Origin of the sequence: Aeromonas sp. FDAARGOS 1403 (assembly GCF_019047325.1) — a bacterium.
Lineage (GTDB): Bacteria > Pseudomonadota > Gammaproteobacteria > Enterobacterales > Aeromonadaceae > Aeromonas > Aeromonas dhakensis.
This window is the reverse complement of record NZ_CP077249.1, coordinates 2185910-2202075: the sequence shown is the minus strand read 5'-3', so window position 1 is coordinate 2202075 and position 16166 is coordinate 2185910. Positions and strand designations below refer to the sequence as shown.

Below are 16166 nucleotides of genomic sequence, written 5' to 3'. Positions count from 1 at the left end.
CACAAAAAAGGGATGCCGAGGCATCCCTTTTGCTTTGCGCCTTTGCGCAGGATCAGAAGGAAGTACGGCGATAACGGCGGTACTCTGGGCGCCAGAAGTTCGCCTCGATGGCCTGATCGATCACCTCGTCCGGGGTCTGCACCGCCTTGCCCTGCAGCATGGCGGTCTTGGCCACCATCTTGGCGATGTAGCGGGAAACCTCATGAATGTCCGCCAGATCCGGCAGCAAGGAGCCCTCCTCCCCCTTCACCAGCGGCGAGCACTCCGCCAGCGCGCGGCTGGCCGACATCAGCATGGCGTCGGTCACCCGGGTGGCGCCGGCGGCTATCACACCAAGGCCAATCCCCGGGAAGATGAAGGAGTTGTTGCACTGGGCGATGACGTAGCGCTTGCCCTTGTACTCCACCGGTGCAAACGGGCTGCCGGTGGCCACCAGCGCCTGACCGTCAGTCCAGCGGATGAGGTCGGCCGGGGTGGCTTCCACCCGGGAGGTGGGGTTGGAGAGCGGGAAGATGATTGGGCGGGCACAGTGCTTGTGCATGGTCTTGACCACCTCTTCGGTGAACAGCCCCGGCTGGCCGGAGACCCCGATCAGGATGTCCGGACGACCGTGCTCCATCACCTCCAGCAGGGAGATGTTGTCCCCCACCGGCCAATCGGCGATGCGCTCTACCGGCTGGGAGAGACGACGCTGGAAGTCGAGCTGGTTGGGGATCTTGTCGGTGATGAGGCCAAACCGGTCCACCATGAAGACCCGGCTGCGAGCCTGGGCATCAGTCAGCCCCTCGGCCTTCATCTGCGCCACTATCTGTTCGGCGATGCCGCAACCGGCGCTGCCCGCGCCGAGGAAGGCAACCCGCTTCTCGGAGAGCTTGGCGCCGGAGGCCTTGCAGGCGGCGATGAGGCTGCCGAGGGTCACGGCGGCGGTGCCCTGAATGTCGTCGTTGAAACAGCAGAGCTCGTTCTTGTAACGGTTGAGCAGCGGCATGGCGTTGTTCTGGGCGAAATCCTCGAACTGCAGCAGGATGTCGGGCCAGCGGCGCTTGACCGCCTGAATGAAGGCGTCGACGAACTCGGCATACTCTTCGCCCGAGATGCGCGGATTGCGCCAGCCCATGTAGAAGGGGTCATTCAATAGCTGCTGATTGTTGGTGCCCACGTCCAGCACCACCGGCAGGCAGTAGGCCGGCGAGATGCCGCCACAGGCGGTGTAGAGCGACAGCTTGCCGATGGGAATGCCCATGCCGCCGATGCCCTGATCGCCGAGGCCCAGGATCCGCTCACCATCGGTGACCACGATCACCTTGACGTTCTGCTTGGTGGCGTTCTGCAGCATGTCATCGATCCTGTCCTTGTCCGGATAGGAGATGAACAGGCCGCGGGCGCGGCGATAGATGTTGGAGAACTCCTCGCACGCCTTGCCGACGGTCGGGGTGTAGATGACCGGCAGCATCTCGGTCAGGTGGTTGGTCAGCAGCCGGTAGAAGAGCGTCTCGTTGGTGTCCTGGATGTTGCGCAGGTAGATGTGCTTGTCCATGTCGTTGCCAAACGCCATGAACTGACGGTAGGCCCGCTCGGCCTGCTCTTCGATGGTCTCGATATTCTGGGGCAGCAGGCCTTCGAGGTTGAAGTTGCTGCGCTCTTCGCTGGTGAAGGCGCTGCCCTTGTTGAGCAGCGGGGTCTCCAGCAGGGCCGGACCGGCATAGGGAATGTAGAGGGGACGTTTCTGGTTATTATCTTCAAACATGGATCGGGTACCTAAACGATGACCTGGACGAAGGAGTCCGCCGATCCTATGGGCTTGCGCCGTTAATTTCAAAGAGTTTGCACATCCGTTGCAAAAGGTTTGCGACCCAGGCGACGAAAGGCGCCAGGGGTCAGACCAGTGAGCCGGCGAAAGCGGTTGGCAAAGTTGGCGCCGTCGCTGTAACCGACCCGGCCGGCCAGCTCGCCCAGCGGCCAGTTGGTATAGAGCAGCAGCTGGCGCGCCTTGTTCATACGAAGCTCGGTGAGCCAGGCCATGGGGCTCATGCCGAACACCTGCCGGCAGAGCCGGTGCAGGTGGGGCACCGAGCAGGCCATCTGGTCGGCCAGCAAGGCCACGCTCCAGGGCTCGTCGAGGCGTGCCTCCACCCGTCGAAACAACGCCTGCAACCGGAGCTCGGGGGTGCCGCGCACCTCCCCCTGCAGGGTGCGTTCCAAGAGCGCCAGCAGCAGGCTCAGCAGCTGGGGCTGCAGCGGTGAACGTACACCCTCCCCTTGCATCAGGCTGAGCAGATGGTAGAGCGGCTCCCCCTCCTCCCCCTGCCAGATGCGGTGACCGAGCCGGTGCAGGTGTTGCCAGCGCGGCACGTCATCCAGCAGGATCCAGCTGGTGCGCCACTGCGCCCCCACCAACTTGAGGCCGCCCGGTACTGCCGCTGGCAAGAAGATGAGCGAACCGGCCGGGATGGGCTGCTCGCCGTCATCGGTGAGCAGAGCCCCCCCCTCGTCGTGGCTCACCATCAGGATGTGAAACTCAGGCCGGTTGCGGCGGATCAGATAGTGATCGCGGATGCGCGAGAGCCCGGTCAGGAAGATGCCCGCCTCACCGAGCAGTGGCAGCCCTTCGCGCCCCAGCATCCGCTCCTCGCAGGACGGGGCGATTTCCAGACACTCGCTGATAAATGGCATAACACCTCAACAGGATAGTTTTGCACAAGAAAGCCGAGAGAGGCTCACAGTGAAGCCACCCGCTACTCCCCCTATCATACCCATGACAAACCTTGCTTTTTATCTACCCGGTTAACATAAATGAATTATTGGCAAGCGATTTTAAAACAAACCACCGATCGCGAGTTCATGACCCGATTGTGGCGGCTGGCCCTGCCGGTCTCGCTGCAATCCATGATGTTCTCCCTGCTCGGTCTCATCGACATCATGATGGTGAGCCAGCTTGGCACCACGGCTGTGGCGGCGGTCGGCTTGGGTAACCGGGTCTTCTTCTTCAATCTGCTGGTGATAGCGGGACTCTCGGGCGGGGTCTCGGTGTTGGCGGCACAATATTACGGTCGCGGCGAGATGGCCGGGGTGCGCCGCTCGCTGGCGCTGGCGCTGGTGGGGGCCCTGGCGGTGAGCCTGCCATTTGCCCTCGTCTACCTGCTCTCACCTGGCAGCGTGCTCGGCTTTGCCAGCCAGGAGCCCGCGCTGCGCGAACTGGCGGACGAGTTTTTGATGATCACCGGCGCCACCATCCTCTGCACCGCCGTGGTGGTGCCGCTGGAGTCGGCGCTGCGCTCGGTCGGCAATGCCGCCGCCCCGACGCGCATCGGCATCATCGCCATCATTGCCAACGTCATCCTCAACTACGCCCTCATCTTCGGTCATTTCGGCTTCGAGGCGATGGGGGTGGCCGGCTCGGCCTGGGGCACCACGATTTCGCGGCTGCTGCAGACTGCGCTGCTGCTGTGCTATGTGTGGCGCATCGAACCCCGTCTTATCCCGCGTAAGCAAGACTGGCTGGCCGCCTTCAAGCGCAAGGAGGTGGTGCGCTTCACCCTGATCGCCCTGCCGCTCCTGTTCCATGACGGGCTCTGGGCCTTCGGCATGCTGCTCTACGGCTTTCTTTACGCCCACCTTGGCACCGACTCGCTGGCCATCATGACCACCCTCGGGACGCTGGAGAGCATCCTCATCTCCCTCTTCTTCGGGTTGGCGGTGGCCTGCTCCACCCTGCTCGGCCACCGGCTCGGGGCCGAGGAGTACGAGGTCGCCTGGCAGCACTCCCAGCTCTTTCTGCTGCTCGCCCCCATCGGTGCCCTGCTGGTGGGGATCGCGGTCTGGCTGCTGCAGACCCACCTGCTGCAGTGGGTCGGCAATCTGCCGGGCGAGCTGATGACGGAGGCCGGCCAGGTGCTCGCCATCCTGTGTCTGGGCATGCTGCTCAAGGTGTTCAACATGGTGGGCATCGTCGGGGTGCTGCGCTCGGGCGGGGATGTGAACTACAGCATCTTCATCGACATCGTCGGCATGTGGTGCATCGGCCTGCCGCTCGCCTGGGGAGCGGTCAACCTGCTCGGCTGGCCCCTCTCCTGGGTGGTGGCGGTGATCCTGCTGGAGGAGCTAAGCAAGATGCTGCTGGTGCAGCGCCGCATCCGTCAGCGCCGCTGGCTGCGCAATCTGGTGCTGGGATAAGGGAAGAGAGCAAAACGGGAAAATGCGGGGTCATATCAATGACAGAAAATCCCCGTTTGCAGTATGCTGGCCCCCTCTTCAATCAGAGGCAGGGCCGCCCCTTATGCCCCCTGCCCAGTAGTCGTTTAAGGAGACGAGCATGCAACCACAAAAAGAGCTGATCACCGAGACTGCCCTGCTGGAGATGGCCAACAAGATCATCAAGGAACACGAAGACTTCATCCACGGCATGCGTGCCGACTCGGTGGAGCAGAAGGGGGAGATCCTGGTGTTCAAGGGGGAGTTCTTCCTGGCCGAAGATGGCACCCCGACCGGCAAGACCATGGCGGTGTTCAACATGTTCAAGCTGCTGGCCCAGCAGCTCTCCGGCAAGTACCAGCTGGGCTGAGCCCGCTCAAGCAAGATGCCGCCCTCAGGCGGCATCTGTCTGTATGGCGACAGGCTGTGCCGGCTTGCCGCCCAACTCTCCCACCACGCAGTTGCGCCCCGCCATCTTGGCCATGTAGAGACACTCGTCGGCCCGGTTGAGCAGATCCTCGACCCCCTCGCCACGCAGGGCCAGGGTCAGGCCGATGCTCACCGTCACCTCCAGCAGCTCGTCGGAGGTGGGGCTTTTCACCAGCCGCGCCTCCACCGCCACCCGCAGCCGTTCGGCCACCCGCTTGGCCTGGGCCAGCTCGGCGCAGTCGGGCAGCAGGATGGCAAACTCCTCACCGCCGTAGCGGCCCAGTACCATGCCGGGCTCCAGCTGCTCCGCCAGGGTCGCCGCCACCTCTTTGAGCACCGCATCCCCCGCCAGATGGCCGAAGGTGTCGTTGATGCGCTTGAAACGATCCAGATCCAGCAGCAGCACCGCAAACGGCACCTGCTTGCGTACCATGCTCATCCTTGCCTTCTCCAGCTGCTTCATCAGCAGGCGGCGGTTCATCATGCCGGTCAGCTCGTCGGTGGTGGACTCCCGGTAGAGCTGCAGCAGCATGTTGAGCTGACCGCACTGCACCCAGCTGCTGGCCAGGGCAAACAGCCCCAGCAGCCAGATCTGGTTGAGGGTCTGCACGCTCCAGAGCGGCTGCCCCACCAGCAGCCAGTTGCCGGCCAGCATGGTGACCAGAATGCCCCCCGCCAGCTGCAGGCCGAGGGAGAGCGGAATGGGGAAGATGGCGAGCAGACTGATGAGCAGGTAGGGGAAGGCCATGTAGCCCGCCTGCAGCTCCTGATCCGCGCCGAAGCTGTGCAGGCAGATGAGGGAGAAGAGCATCATCACCGCCATCAGGTAGCCGAGCGCCAGCTTCATGCGTTCGCGTTTGAAATGGATGAGGTAGGAGAAGGGGATGAGGGGGGAGAGGGCGAGCAGGCAGAAGATCCGGGCCTGAAACAGTTCATCGAACTGGGCGGCAGGCAAGGTCAGCCAGTCCACCACCGCCCAGGCGGGCAGGCCCACCATCAGCAGACAGGTGAGCAGCCGAAGACGCACCGTCATAAAGCCCATGCGGGTCAGGGTAAAATCTTCGGAGTGGGCACGGGCACTCCAGAACTCCGACAGCTTCAGCATCCAGAGCCTCCAAATCGCAACAGAGGCCTCATTCTACGCCGTGCGGCGGCAAAATCCTATGCAACCCGGGCCATTTACGGGCGAGCGCCGTCACACAAACCGGCGGATCATAATCGCCACGCGCAAACGTTTCAACCCATCGAAAAATAAACCCGTTTCCAGCCGAATTAGCGCTGGTCAGCCCGTTCTCAATCACTAAAATAGCGCCCAATTTTCTCCCCCCTCCCCCACATATTCGAGGTATTTATGGAACAGGCTGCCGCCGTACGCGCAACCCGAGAGGCCCATCCACCCAGACGAGCCCACAGCGAACTGGTCTACGGCATAGAGGATGTCCCGCCCCTGCCCCAGACCCTGTTCGCCGCCCTGCAGCATATGCTCGCCATGTTTGTCGCCATCATCACCCCGCCCCTCATCATCGCCAACGCCCTCGGCCTCCCTGCCGCCGACACCCGTTATATCGTCTCCATGTCGCTGGTCATGTCCGGCATCGCCTCCTTCATCCAGACCCGCCGCTTCGGCCCCCTCGGTTCCGGCCTACTCTCGGTGCAGGGCACCAGCTTCAACTTCCTCGGCCCCATCATCGCCTCCGGCCTCGCCCTCAAACAGGCGGCCATGCCCACCGAGGATCTGCTGGGCACCCTGTTCGGCACCATGCTGGCGGCCGCCCTCACCATAGTGGTGATGAGCCGCTTCCTGCACCTGGTCAAACGGATCATCACCCCGCTGGTGACCGGCATCGTGGTGCTGCTCATCGGCCTGACCCTCATCAAGGTGGGCCTCATCAGCATGGGGGGCGGCTACGGCGCCCTGTCGGACGGCAGCTTCGCCAGCCACAGCAACCTCTTCCTCTCCCTGCTGGTGCTCGGCCTCATCGTGCTGCTGCAGCGCAGCCGCAACCCCTGGCTGCGCCTCTCCGCCATCATGATCGCCATGCTGGTGGGCTATGCGGTGGCGCTGCTGCTGGGCAAGGTCAACGCCCCCACCTTCGACGGCCCACTGCTGATGGTGCCGATCCCGCTCCACTACGGCCTCGGCTTTGACTGGCAGCTGTTCGTGCCGCTCGCCATCATCTTCGTGGTCACGGCGCTCGAGGCCATCGGCGACATGACCGCCACCTCCGACATCTCCGGCGAGCCGCTGGAAGGGCCCATCTACATGGAACGGATCAAGGGGGGCGTGCTGGCCGATGGCGCCAACTCCATGCTGGCGGCGGTCTTCTCCACCTTTCCCATGTCCACCTTCGCCCAGAACAACGGCGTCATCCAGCTGACCGGGGTGGCCAGCCGCCACGTTGGCCTCTTCATCGCCGCCATGCTGGCCCTGCTCGGCCTGTTCCCGGCGGTCGCCAGTCTGGTGCAGCAGATCCCCGAACCCGTGCTGGGCGGCGCCACCATCGTCATGTTCGGCACCATCGCCGCCGCCGGTGTGCGCATCATCTCCCGCGAGGAGCTCGACCGCCGCGCCCTGATGATCCTGGCGGTGTCGCTGGCGATGGGCCTCGGGGTGGCACAGGTGCCGGAAGTGCTGCAGCACCTGCCGGATCTGGCCAAGAGCGTGCTCTCCTACGGTGTCGCCACCGGCGGCCTCACCGCCATCATCATGAACCTGCTGCTGCCCAAGCGCGCCACCGCACAGGCCTGACACTCCGCCATCCTTGCACCAAAGCCCCGCCATGCGGGGCTTTACCTCCTTCGCTGCCACGGGTAGTGTGCAGGGCAGCCTCTGCTCAGGATGCCTTTCATGCCCTATACCCTGCTTCCCCCTCTGCCCAGCAGCCATACCCAGGATCAGATCCTGACCGAGGAGCAGCGCTGGCTGCGGGAGTGCGCCCATGACCACCTGCCCCGCGCTCACCTCTGGCAGGCCCCCCAGTGCCTCATCGTCACCCGCAAGGACACCCGCTTGCCCCGCTACCAGGCCGCCTGCGAGCAGCTTGCCGCCGAGGGTTGGCCCGTGCATGTGCGCGACAGCGGCGGCACCGCCGTGCCCCACGGCGCCGGCATCCTCAATCTGTCGCTCATGCTGCCTCGCACCACCACGGATCTGGCTCACTACTACCGGCTGCTGGGGGCGCCGCTGCTCGTCCTGCTGGAGGAATACGGTCTCGAGGGCAGCTATGACTTCGTGCCCGGCTCGTTTTGCGATGGCCAGTACAATCTGGTGATCGGGGGTCGCAAGGTGACCGGCACCGCCCAGCGCTGGCTGGCGCCGGGTCAGGATCACCACGGCGCCGTGCTGGCCCAGGCCATGCTGCTGGTGGCCAGCGACGTGGACCAAGGCACCCGGATGGCGAGCCGCTTCTACGAGCTGGCGGGTGGCGAGCTGCGCTTTCTGCCGGGTACCTCCACCACCATCGCGCAAGCCATAGCTTGGCAAGGGAGCGAGGACGAACTGGTGGAGAGGGTGAAAGCCCGGCTCACCGCGCTGCTGATCCAGGAGTGAGCCCTTCTGCCGGGCACAGCAGCCTGCTCCCCTCATAAAAGCGCCCATAAAAAAAGCCACGACCCGGGTCGTGGCTTTTCGTTTGAATGCAGTGTCGTGGCATCAGGCCGTCTGCGGCTCGGGCTCGGACTCCGTATCGCTGTCCCGGCTGAAGTAGGCGCGGGTCTCGGCAATCACCACGTGGCGCAGGCCGATGAGGCCGATGAGGTTGGGCACCGCCATCAGGCCGTTGACGATGTCGGCCAAGAGCCAAATCATGTCCAGATGCAGGAAGGCGCCGCACGCCACCAGCACCAGGTAGACCAGGCGGTAGGGCTTGATCGCCTTCACCCCGAACAGGTACTCGGTGCAACGCTCGCCGTAGTAGTTCCAGCCAAGGATGGTGGTGAAGGCGAAGAACAACAGGCCGATGCTCACCAGATACTGGCCGATATGGGCATCGAGCCCCTGGGCGAAGGCCAGACTGGTCATGGCCGCGCCGCTCGCATCGCCGCTCCACACCCCGGTCACCACCAGAGTCAGGCCGGTCATGGTGCAGATGATGATGGTGTCGATGAAGGTGCCGGTCATGGAGACCAGCCCCTGCTCCACGCAGGAATCGGTCTTGGCCGCCGCCGCCGCGATGGGGGCCGAGCCCAGTCCCGACTCGTTGGAGAAAACCCCGCGCGCCACCCCGGACTGGATCGCCAGCATGATGCCGGCACCGACGAAGCCGCCGGTGGCCGCATGGCCGGTGAAGGCGCTCTGCAGCACCAGCGCCACCGCATCCGGCAGGGCGGCGGCGTTGCTCACCAGCACGCCGAGGCAGGCAACGATGTAGAAGATGGCCATGAAGGGCACCACCTTGCTCGACACGCTGGAGATGGACTTGATCCCCCCCAGGGTCACCAGTGCCACGATCAGGGTCAGCAGCACGGCGGTCACTTCCCGGGGCACCGAGAAGGAGAGGCTCATGGCGTCACTGATGGCGTTGACCTGGGGGAAGGTGCCGATGCCGAAGAAGGCGACGCCGATGCCGAACAGGGCGAACAGTTTGGCGAGCAGCTTGGAGCCGAGCCCCTTCTCCAGGTAGTACATGGGGCCGCCCGCCATCTGGCCGTTGGCGTCCTGCTGGCGATATTTCACCGCCAGCAGGCACTCGGCATACTTGGTGGCCATGCCGAACAGGGCGGCCATCCACATCCAGAACAGGGCGCCCGGGCCGCCCAGCTTGATGGCGGTGGCGACCCCGACGATGTTGCCGGTGCCTATGGTGGCGGAGAGGGCGGTGCAGAGCGCGCCGAAGCTGGAGACATCCCCCTGCTTGCCCTGACCCTGATCGCGGCCAAAGACCAGACGCAGGGCGAGCGGCAAACGCACGACCTGAAGCAGACCCAGACGCAGAGTGAGGTAGACGCCGGTCCCGACCAGCAGGATCAGCAGGGGTGGTCCCCAGATAAAGCTATCGATGGCGGCGAGCGCCGATTGAATTGATGACATGCATCCTCCTTAAGAAACAGAAATTAAGGAGGAGAAGGATGATCTTCCCATAGGTGTCGCGATCGGCCAGAGGCGATCGGATGCGGGCAAAAAACGTGTTCACACTCTTGCTGCGAGGCCGTGATCAAGGCTCATGCGCTGCTCGAAAGCCTCATGTATTCACATACACTCCGGTTCCTGCGCTGCTCTTTACCTTGCTGACGACCTCTCGTTACAGACCGTGAACAGTTTCAAGCTCAGGTACAACCATCCCATCCCCTCTGTCCTTTTGCCTGAGAGTTTCCGGCGCCAGATTGCGATGCAATCACGGTGCCTTGCTCCTTCGGCGCCCGATTCAACGGGTCTCTCCAGAGTATCGTCCAGTAGCAGTCCACACCGGTTGCCCGGTACCTGAAAGATTCACTTCTTCGGTGGATGGTTGCCCATCGCTCTCCTGCTACCTTCATCCGAACTAGTTTGGATTAGGAAGCGGGCATGGTAATCCAAAAAGTGTGAGCTGTCTCCCACTCGCGCCCCCTCGTCGCCGATTTTTTTCGATTCTGGCCAGGCTGGGGCCGAATGTTATTTGTTCGTTAACTATCAATACGTTAGACAAGGTTGCCTGCACAACCTGCCGCTTGCTAGTCGAAACATGGGCCATATCAAGATGATCTTTCGTCTCGACCAGAAAAACTTGCCGACATATCCAATCAAAAGGGTTGCACACAAACGCAATAAGCCGATAATCCCGCGCATAACTAAGCACTTCGCAAGGAAGTTATGCAGTGTGCCTGGTTGGTCCCACCGGACCGCTCGCCTGAGCCGGCCGTCGCCGGTTCAATCGCATATGGCTTGGGCATATCACGCCCCCTAAGGATGACCAAAAGAGAATGAACGAGACCCTGGTTGCACAAGATTACCGTCAGCTGGTTGAACAATTCGGCTCCCCCCTGCTGCTGCTCGACAAGGCAGCCGTCCGCAAACAGTATCGGGCCCTGGCCGCCGCCCTGCCCGATGTACGATTGCACTATGCACTCAAACCCCTGCCCCACGAGGCAGTGGTCTCTGTCTTGAAGGAAGAGGGGGCCTGTTTCGATCTGGCCACCAATGGCGAAGTGGATCTGGTGCGCAGTCAGGGTGTCCGCCCGGGGCGCTGCATTCATACCCATCCCATCAAGCGCGACAGCGATATCCGCTATGCGCTGGAGTACGGCTGCACCGTGTTCGTCTACGACAACCCGCTGGAGCTGGAGAAGTTCCTGCCCTACAAGGACGAGGTGAAACTGCTGCTGCGGGTTAGCTTCCCCAATCCCGAGACCAAGGTCGACCTCTCCAAGAAGTTCGGCTGCACTCCGGAGCAGGCGCTGCCACTGCTGCAGCTGGCCCATGCCAAGGGGATCAAGGTGATGGGGCTGTCGTTCCACGTCGGCTCCCAGGTGCCCCATGCCCGTCGCCACGTACAGGCCATCGACGCCTGCCGCGAGATCATGGAGCAGGCCTGGGAGCTCGGCCTCAAGCCCTGGGTGCTGGACATCGGCGGCGGCTTCCCGGTGGATTATGAGGGCGGCGAGTTCGACATCAACGGCTTCTGCGCGCCGATCCGCGAGGCACTGGCCAGGCTGCCGGCCACGGTGCAGAAGATTGCCGAACCGGGCCGCTTCATCAGCGCGCCGGCCATGACCTCGGTATCCAGCGTGATGGGCAAGGCCCATCGCGGCGACAAGATCTGGTACTACCTGGATGACGGTCTCTACGGCAGCTACAACGGCCAGCTCTATGACCACGTCACCTACCCGGTGAGCACCCCGCTGGCTCGCGGCGAGCTGCACAACTCTGTGCTCTCAGGCCCGACCTGCGACAGCGTGGACGTCATCCGCGACGGCATCATGCTGCCTGATCTGGCCATCGGCGAGCTGGTGGTGGGCCGGGTGATGGGGGCTTACACCTGGGCATCGGCCTCCACCTTCAACTTCTTCCCCAAGGCGAACATCCTCATTCTGGACAGCAGCCAGAAAGGGCAGAAGATGGTTGCCGTGGCCTGACAGGCCTGCGCCAAAAACAGAAGGGGGAAGCCGATGCTTCCCCCTTCTTGCTATGGTCTGGCGAATCGTCAGATAAACTGGCTGGTCAGCAGCCAGCCGGTGTAGGCGACGAAGCAGGCGAGCAGCACGCCCCCCTCCAGCCGGTTGATGCGCCCCTGTCCCTTGCGGCCCAGGCACATCACCAGCAGCAACAGGGTCAACCCCATCATCAGGCTCCAGTCGCGGGAGAGCACCTCCGGCGCCACGTCCAGCGGGTGGATGCCGGCCGCGATCCCGACCACCGCCAGGGTGTTGAACAGGTTGGAACCGAGCACGTTGCCAAGGGCCAGATCATGCTCGTTCTTACGAATGGCGATAAGCGAAGAGGCCAGCTCCGGCAGCGAGGTGCCGATGGCGACTATGGTGAGACCAATCACCAGATCGCTGATGCCAAAGCCCTGGGCTATGGTCACCGCCCCCCACACCAACAGGCGGGAGGCACCGATGAGCAGCACCAGCCCGACCACCAGCCAGAACAGGGCCAGCTTGAGGGACATGCCTTCGCTGTCGATGCTCTCCTCGGTCTCCGCATCCAGCGCATCCCCCTTGCCGCGCATGCCGGCCCAGATAGACCAGCCCATCAGCGCCAGGAACACCACGCCGAGGATGGCGGCGTCCGTGCGATCCAGGCGACCATCCAGCAACAGGGCGCCGGAGAGCAGGGTGATGCCGAGCAGGATGGGGATCTCCTTGCGCACCACCTGGGAAGCCACGGCGATGGGGCTGATCAGGGCCGTCAAGCCGAGAATAAGGGCGATATTGGTGATGTTGGAGCCATAGGCATTGCCGAGCGCCAGCCCGGGGTTGCCCTGGGAAGCCGCCAGCGCGGAAACCACCATTTCAGGGGCCGAGGTACCAAAACCGATAATCACCATGCCGATCAGCAGCGGCGGCATACCGGCATAACGGGCAGTGGCGGCGGCACCGTCCACGAACTTGTCGGCACTCCAGACCAGCAACGCCAGTCCGGCAATCAGGGCAACAAAAGCCAGGGTCATATTTTTCTATCTCATCCACGGCAAACACGAGAGCCAGGCAACTTGCCTGGCTCCATCCAAACGCGGCAACAGTGTAACGGGCCGCCTTGCTATTTCAAGATGAAATCAAACGGCGATTAATCTTTCACAGCGCCGCCAGCAGACTCTCGGCATCCGACACCTCGAACTTGCCCGGCGCCTCCACGAAGAGCCGCTCCACCACGCCGTCATTGGCGATGAGGGCAAAGCGCTGGGCGCGCACGCCGCCAAAGGCGCCGGTCTCCTTGGCCAGCCCCAGGGCCCGGGTCCAGCTGCCGTCGCCGTCCGCCAGCATGGTGATGGCAGCGGCGTTCTGGGCATCCTGCCACGCCTTCATCACGAAGGCGTCGTTGACCGACAGGCAGCAGATGGCATCCACCCCTTTGGCCTTGAACCGATCGGCCAGCACCACATAGCCCGGCAGATGGGCGTTGGAGCAGGTGGGGGTAAAGGCGCCGGGCACCGCAAACAGCACCACCCGCTTGCCGGCAAACAGGCTGTGGCTATCCCGCTGTTGTTTCCCCTCTGGGGTGATGAAGGTGAATTCGCCCGCAGGCAGGGTCTGACCCGTCGCAATCATTGTGCTCATCCTTAAGTGGAGGGAAGGAGCCCCAGTCTACCCCACGGCCGCGCTGTGACACAGGCCCCCCTTTACCGGGATCATTTGAACTAACCTTGAGCAGGATCAGCCGACCAAGGAGGCTTCATGCAGCACTATTACGATGGACTGGAAATTCGCCCCTCCCCCCTGCGCGAGCAGCAGCAGCTGGATCAGCTCAACCACCTGCTTGCCCATGTCGGCCAGTATTGTACCGGTTACTCCAGCGCCTACCGCCAGCGCCGCCTGCAGGATCTGGGGGAGTTGGCCAGCCTGCCCCTGCTCAACGCCGGCGAGCTGTTCGCCGCCCAGCAGGCCCACCCGCCCTTTGCCGGCCTTACCGGCCGCCCCGCCAGCCAGGCGCTGCGGGTGTTTGCCTGCCCCGGCCAGCTGGCCATTCCCGAATATGCCGGGGCCGACTGGTGGGGGGCTGCGCGGGCCCTGTTCGCCGCCGGTTTCAAGGCCGGGGAGGTGCTGCTCAACGGTCACGACTATCACATCAGCCCCACCGCCTTCATCTTCGACAACGGTGCCCGCCAGCTGGGGAGCCCGGTGGTACCCTGCGGCCCCCACGATACCCGCCGCCAGCTGGAGGCGTTGCAGCGCTTTGAGCCGACCGGCTTCGTCGGACCGCTGGCGGTGCTGCTGGACCTGCTGGAGGCGGCAGAGCGGGCCGAGGTGCCGAGCGACAGCCTGCGCTGCGCCCTGCTATGCGAATCGTCCCACCCCGACACCCGGCCGCTGCAGGCGGTGCACGGCATCCGCGCGCTCAACTGCCTGCTGCTGCAGGATGCCGGGGTGATAGCCTACGAGAGCCAGCCCGGCCAGGGGTTCATCGTCAACGAGAACTGTCTGGTCGAAATCATCGATCTGGCCAGCGGCGAGCCGGTCATCGGCGACACCGTCGGCCAGCTGGTGGTGACCCGGCTCGATCTGGAATACCCGCTGCTGCGCCTGGTGACCGAGTGGCAGGGCCACTGGCTCGCCGGTGCCAGCCCCTGCGGGCGCACCAACCGGCGGCTCAGGCTGGTATGAGGTTCCATCCATCCAGAAACAGAACGGGCAGCCACTGGCTGCCCGTTCTGCATGCAACGCTGCTCAGCGCCGCGCCTGCCAGGTGGCGATGGCGAGCAAAGAGTCGGGGGTGAATTCGGCAGCCCGCGCGGCTATCTCCGCCTGGCTCATCCAGCACACCTCGCTCACCTCTTCGGCCTGCAGCCGCAGCGGCCCCTGATAGTGGCAGCTGTAGAGGCCGCCCCAAACCCGGTAACCCTCCCCTTCGGCATAGAAGGTGCCAAAACCCTGTAGCGGCACCCCTTCGATGCCCAGCTCCTCGGCCAGTTCGCGGCGGGCGGAGGGTTCCATCTGCTCGCCCGTGGTGACCACGCCGCCGGCGCAGGCGTCCAGCATGCCGGGGCAGAAATCCTTGCTGAGGGTACGCCGCTGCACCAGGATCCGGTCAGCCTCGTCGAGCACCAGGATATAGCTGGCGCGGTGGCAGAGGTTCTCTCGCCGCACCTTGGCCCGCTCGGCCACGCCGATCACCCGGTTCTCTCCATCCACCACATCCACCCACTCCACACGCAGACCCTTCTGATTCATCCAAGTGACCGCAGTATATCGGGGTAACGGCTTGTCATGGCAGCCTTTTTTCAATTGCGTCCCGGCCGGCCGCCGACGGCAAACCGGATTCATACAAACCTCCATAAATTGTCACATCCGTGTCACCTGACGAAGCCATAGTGTGCCCTGTCCACGCAACAGGTGTTTTGTGATGAAGGTGTTCAAGAACTTGTCTCCCCGCCAGATTGCCCGCTACATCAAGAGCTTCCATCACGGCAGCTTCATGGTGGAGACCCACGGGCGGTTCGAGTTCAGCGGCGGCGAGATCAATCTGGAGAGCCTGACCTGCCGTCAGACCCTGAGTCTGGCCCGGCAGATCAATCTGGAGGTTCGCGGCCTGCGCCACACCACCCTGCTGTTGGGGTAACTTCCATAGTCCTTTCTGTTTTGTAGTCTGCGTCCATGCTTTTACTACTTGCCCGCCGCTCACCAGAGTGCGGGCTTTTTTATGGACGACATCCCCCCATGCGGCTCAATGTTGCAGGATCTGGGAGAGGAACAGCTTGGTCCGATCCGACTGAGGGTTGTCGAAGAACTGATCCGGCACGTTCTCCTCGATGATCTGTCCCCGGTCCATGAAGATCACCCGATCCGCCACCTGCTTGGCAAACCCCATCTCGTGGGTGACGCAGAGCATGGTCATCCCCTCGTGTGCCAGCTCCACCATGACGTCCAGCACCTCGCGCACCATCTCGGGATCCAGCGCCGAGGTGGGTTCGTCAAACAGCATCACCTGGGGGTTCATGCAGAGACTGCGGGCGATGGCGACCCGTTGCTGCTGACCGCCGGAGAGCTGACCCGGATACTTCAGGGCCTGCTCCGGGATCCGCACCCGGCGCAGGAAGTTCATGGCGATCTCTTCGGCCTCCCTGCGCGGCAGCTGCTTGACCCAGATGGGGGCCAGGCAGCAATTTTCCAGCACGGTCAGGTGGGGGAAGAGGTTGAAGTGCTGGAACACCATGCCCACCTCCCGGCGCACCGCCTCGATGTTCTTGAGATCCGAGGTCAGGGCCGTGCCCTTGACCAGGATGTCCCCGCTCTGGTGCTCCTCCAGCCGGTTGATGCAGCGGATCATGGTGGACTTGCCAGAGCCCGATGGTCCGCAGATGACGATCTTCTCCCCTCTGCCCACCTGCAGGTTGATGTTGCGCAGCACGTGAAATTCACCGTACCACTTGTTGACTGCTTTCAGTTCGACAACAGCGTCCGTTTTCATCTCG

The 16166-nt window shown here is 63.5% G+C and carries 15 protein-coding genes and 1 riboswitch; of the genes, 7 read left to right on the top strand and 8 right to left on the bottom strand.

Annotated features, from left to right (window positions below; genetic code table 11):
- Positions 1-52: 52 nt before the first annotated feature.
- Together I6L33_RS10505 and I6L33_RS10500 are read right to left on the bottom strand one after the other, a co-directional pair.
- Positions 53-1747, bottom strand: coding sequence for an NAD-dependent malic enzyme (locus I6L33_RS10505; protein ID WP_017765762.1), 1695 nt, complete (start codon positions 1745-1747; stop codon positions 53-55).
- Between the two features lie 68 nt (positions 1748-1815).
- A complete protein-coding gene (locus I6L33_RS10500) occupies positions 1816-2673 on the bottom strand; it encodes an AraC family transcriptional regulator (protein WP_216974017.1) in 858 nt (285 codons plus the stop codon).
- Positions 2674-2793: 120 nt separating this feature from the next.
- Between I6L33_RS10500 and I6L33_RS10495 the strand changes: the two genes are divergently transcribed.
- A complete protein-coding gene (locus I6L33_RS10495; RefSeq protein ID WP_017780609.1) occupies positions 2794-4173 on the top strand; it encodes an MATE family efflux transporter in 1380 nt (459 codons plus the stop codon).
- A 139-nt stretch (positions 4174-4312) separates the two neighbouring features.
- Positions 4313-4561: a YciN family protein gene (locus I6L33_RS10490; RefSeq protein WP_005298586.1), complete on the top strand. Its 249-nt coding sequence runs from the start codon at positions 4313-4315 to the stop codon at positions 4559-4561.
- 24 nt (positions 4562-4585) lie between these two features.
- Here I6L33_RS10490 and I6L33_RS10485 read toward each other — a convergent pair whose 3' ends face one another.
- Positions 4586-5725, bottom strand: coding sequence for a diguanylate cyclase (locus I6L33_RS10485; RefSeq protein ID WP_216974016.1), 1140 nt, complete (start codon positions 5723-5725; stop codon positions 4586-4588).
- Between the two features lie 246 nt (positions 5726-5971).
- On the opposite strand from I6L33_RS10485, the gene I6L33_RS10480 reads away from it, so the two are divergent.
- Both I6L33_RS10480 and I6L33_RS10475 read left to right on the top strand, forming a co-directional pair.
- The gene (locus tag I6L33_RS10480; protein ID WP_216974015.1) at positions 5972-7369 is read left to right on the top strand and encodes a nucleobase:cation symporter-2 family protein; all 1398 of its coding nucleotides are present in this window, start codon (positions 5972-5974) and stop codon (positions 7367-7369) included.
- Positions 7370-7468: 99 nt separating this feature from the next.
- Positions 7469-8170 carry a protein ligase gene (locus tag I6L33_RS10475; protein WP_216974014.1) on the top strand — a complete coding sequence of 234 codons (702 nt, stop codon included), beginning with the start codon at positions 7469-7471 and terminating at the stop codon, positions 8168-8170.
- A gap of 102 nt (positions 8171-8272) precedes the next feature.
- Here the strand turns inward: I6L33_RS10475 and I6L33_RS10470 are convergent, their stop codons facing one another.
- Positions 8273-9649, bottom strand: a complete 1377-nt coding sequence (locus I6L33_RS10470; protein ID WP_216974013.1) for a sodium:alanine symporter family protein — start codon at positions 9647-9649, stop codon at positions 8273-8275.
- Positions 9650-9899: 250 nt separating this feature from the next.
- Positions 9900-10010: riboswitch (glycine riboswitch) on the bottom strand.
- Positions 10011-10518: 508 nt separating this feature from the next.
- On the opposite strand from I6L33_RS10470, the gene I6L33_RS10465 reads away from it, so the two are divergent.
- Positions 10519-11670 (top strand): type III PLP-dependent enzyme, encoded by a 1152-nt coding sequence (locus tag I6L33_RS10465; RefSeq protein ID WP_216974012.1) that lies wholly within the window; start codon positions 10519-10521, stop codon positions 11668-11670.
- Positions 11671-11738: 68 nt separating this feature from the next.
- On the opposite strand, the gene I6L33_RS10460 is transcribed toward I6L33_RS10465, so the two are convergent.
- Positions 11739-12707 (bottom strand): calcium/sodium antiporter, encoded by a 969-nt coding sequence (locus I6L33_RS10460; protein WP_005298570.1) that lies wholly within the window; start codon positions 12705-12707, stop codon positions 11739-11741.
- A 124-nt stretch (positions 12708-12831) separates the two neighbouring features.
- Complete coding sequence (locus tag I6L33_RS10455; RefSeq protein WP_021463332.1) at positions 12832-13305, bottom strand: peroxiredoxin; 474 nt, start codon at positions 13303-13305, stop codon at positions 12832-12834.
- A 126-nt stretch (positions 13306-13431) separates the two neighbouring features.
- Here I6L33_RS10455 and I6L33_RS10450 point away from each other — a divergent pair, with 126 nt between their 5' ends.
- Entirely contained in the window at positions 13432-14358 is a 927-nt protein-coding gene (locus I6L33_RS10450; RefSeq protein ID WP_005298566.1) for a phenylacetate--CoA ligase family protein, read from the top strand.
- 63 nt (positions 14359-14421) lie between these two features.
- Here I6L33_RS10450 and yfcD read toward each other — a convergent pair whose 3' ends face one another.
- The gene (gene yfcD / locus I6L33_RS10445) at positions 14422-14925 is read right to left on the bottom strand and encodes an NUDIX hydrolase YfcD (protein ID WP_017783488.1); all 504 of its coding nucleotides are present in this window, start codon (positions 14923-14925) and stop codon (positions 14422-14424) included.
- Positions 14926-15097: 172 nt separating this feature from the next.
- On the opposite strand from yfcD, the gene I6L33_RS10440 reads away from it, so the two are divergent.
- Positions 15098-15313 carry a DUF1107 domain-containing protein gene (locus I6L33_RS10440; protein ID WP_005298562.1) on the top strand — a complete coding sequence of 72 codons (216 nt, stop codon included), beginning with the start codon at positions 15098-15100 and terminating at the stop codon, positions 15311-15313.
- Positions 15314-15418: 105 nt separating this feature from the next.
- Here the strand turns inward: I6L33_RS10440 and I6L33_RS10435 are convergent, their stop codons facing one another.
- On the bottom strand, positions 15419-16162 hold the full coding sequence (locus I6L33_RS10435) for an amino acid ABC transporter ATP-binding protein (protein ID WP_005298561.1): 744 nt from the start codon (positions 16160-16162) through the stop codon (positions 15419-15421).
- Between the last annotated feature and the right edge of the window lie 4 nt (positions 16163-16166).